We start from the raw sequence: 2,445 nt of genomic DNA on the forward strand, positions 1-2,445 counted from the left end.
GCCATGTTGCCTCCATTGCCTGCCACCATCGGGTAGCAAGTTTCGTGAGGCAACGCCCGCCTGCAGGTAACGGTTCAGGCGATGCAATGCGGCAGGCCAAGGTAATTGTCGTCAGCCATTGCGGCCCGCCTGCCCAGGTTCATCGACGAGATCTACAACACCCGGCGCCTGCACTCGGCGCTCGGATATCGTTCACCCGTAGAGTTCGAAGCGCAACTCGCCCAGCAGGCGGCTTAGATCCGACGACCCCTGTGGTCCAGACTCAGGGGTTCACTCCACATCACCCGGCTTTGCTGGTCAATTTTCGGTCGGCGTCAACAGGTGTTGAAGAACTGGAACGACAGGGCGAGGTGCCGCGCGTCGACGTACTCGACCTGCGAGACGTAGGTCACGTTGGGCGTGCCGTCGGCCGCGCAGGTGGCCATCACGCCGGGGATCGCGCCTTCGAGGCAGGCGCGGATCGCGTCGAGGTCGAGCGCGTCGTTCGTCATCGCCGGCGCGCGGTGTCAGCGTTGCGGCGGCAGCGGCTCGCCCGCCGACGGCCCTGGCGTCTGCTCGAAGGTCTCGTCGACGGTGAAGCGCACGGCGCACCAGGTCGCCCTGATGCGCGAGCAGCGTGTGCGCGACCACGGCCGCAAAGCCGATGTGGCCGATCTCGTCGACGAAGCCGCGCAGGTGGCGCTCGGCGTGCGCGGCGTCGTCGGCGTCGCAGGGGCCCACGGTGGCGTCGCGGCCCTTGACCTGCAGCGTGCGGTGGCTCGCCGGCTCGCTGAACACGACGGCCACCATCCCGTTGGCGCGCAGGTCGGCGAGCACCTCGCCGCTGCCCTCGCCGCTGCCCGCGCCGACATCAGCACGGTGACGCGGCGGCGCTCTTCATCGAGCCGGCACCCGACGGCGCGCATCAGGTGCGGGCGCAGCGCGGCGTCGCGGCTGCCGACGATGATCGACACCGGCCCGGCCATCAGCGCGGCCTGCGCGGGGCCGATCGGCGTGGGCGGCCGTGCACTCATGGCCGGCCAGTTTAGTCCCGCGATCGCCGGTCAGACCCCGTCGGGTGCGGTCGGGCCCTCGACGCGCAGGCGCTCGAACGAGACCCCCTGGAAGTCCTGCGTCACGCGCGCGACGAGGCGAAAGCCCGCGCGCTCGAACACCGGCCGGCTCAGCGGCGTGACCCACGCCGCGAAGCGGTGCACGCCGCGTGCGCGCGCGTCGTCGAGCGCGTGCGCGAGCAGCGCGCTGCCCCGGCCCTGACGCGTCGCGTCGGCGCGCACGTACAGCGACCGCACCTCGCCGGTGCCGTCGACGCCGCAAAACGCCAGCGGGCGCGCGTCGCCGTCGAGCGCGACCCACGTGCGCGCGCCGAGCACGTAGTCGCGAAACGCCGGCGTGTCGGCACCGAAGCTGGCCCACGCCTGCACCTGCGCCGGCGTGTACACCGCCGGGCCGAATGTGCGCGCGGCCTGCGCATACAGCGCGGCGAGCGCCGGCACGTCGGCCGCCACGGCGAGCCGCAGCGTCATCCGGAGAACAGCCGCCGCGCCGCGGGGCTGCCGGCGGCGAGGTCGCGCGCGGCGAGCGCGGCGTACAGCTTGCGCAGTTCCTGGTCGATCGCGGCGAACGCGTGCAGCGAGATCGGCGCCCCCTGCTCGTCGACCAGTGTCGCGTCGAGGTCGTCGGCGAGCTCGCGGCCGACGCGCTGCCACGCGGCGAACGGCTCGGCCGCTTCCTCGGTCTGCGGCACGTCCAGGCTCAGCGTGGCCTCGCGCAGCGCGGCGGCGCCGGGGTCGTCGGCGAGCGCAGCCTGCGCGTCGAACGACAGCACGAGCACCGGTGGCGCGCCGTCGGCGGCGGCCGGCAGCACCAGCCGCCCGGGCAGCGCGCCGGGCACGAAGCCGTGGCGCGCCGCGCACTGCTGCAGGTAGCCGACCGACCACGCGACCGAGTTGGCCACCAGTCGCATCACGAGCTGCGCATCGTGCGCCGACGCGAACGCGTCGAGCTCGCGCGCGCGTGCCACGACGTCGAGCATGTCGGGGAAGTCGGGCAGCGCGCCGATCGCGTCGGCGAAGTCCTGCACCTTCTGCACGAACTCGGAGTACTCGATCTCGTTGAGCGCGCCGTGGCGGTTGGCCATCTGCACGCCGGCCTGGAACTCGCGGTAGCGCTGGCCGGCGCGCGGCAGCTCCCACTCGCCGCTGTCGGCGTTGAGCGCCTCGACGGCGAACGGCTTGGTGCCGGCCCGCCGCGTCGGCGGCAGGTGCGGCAGCACGGCCTCGCCGGGCACCGGCGTGTCGACGGCGAGCGTGGCGATCGCGTCGACGAGCGCATCGAGGCGCGCGACGCGCCGCGCGGCGGCCGGTCGCGCCTCGACGCCGCGCGCCGCCTCGTCGGGGGCCGCCGCGTCGGCGGCGGCCTCGGTGGACGCGCCGACCCCGGCGCCCG

The 2,445-nt window shown here is 74.0% G+C and carries 3 protein-coding genes; all 3 read right to left on the minus strand.

Annotation, left to right across the window (positions count from 1 at the left end; translation table 11 throughout):
• Positions 1 to 314: 314 nt before the first annotated feature.
• Positions 315 to 491 carry a pyridoxamine 5'-phosphate oxidase family protein gene (locus MOJ79_RS18710; protein WP_442863147.1) on the minus strand — a complete coding sequence of 59 codons (177 nt, stop codon included), beginning with the start codon at positions 489 to 491 and terminating at the stop codon, positions 315 to 317.
• A gap of 552 nt (positions 492 to 1,043) precedes the next feature.
• Positions 1,044 to 1,523, minus strand: coding sequence for a GNAT family N-acetyltransferase (locus MOJ79_RS18715; RefSeq protein ID WP_241925519.1), 480 nt, complete (start codon positions 1,521 to 1,523; stop codon positions 1,044 to 1,046).
• The coding region (locus MOJ79_RS18720) for a cell division protein FtsZ (protein WP_241925520.1) at positions 1,520 to 2,445 on the minus strand (926 nt) is incomplete at its 5' end. The genes MOJ79_RS18720 and MOJ79_RS18715, both read right to left, overlap by 4 nt.

This window comes from Calidifontimicrobium sp. SYSU G02091, assembly GCF_022631395.1.
In the GTDB taxonomy this organism is placed as follows: Bacteria; Pseudomonadota; Gammaproteobacteria; order Burkholderiales; family Burkholderiaceae_C; genus Calidifontimicrobium; species Calidifontimicrobium sediminis.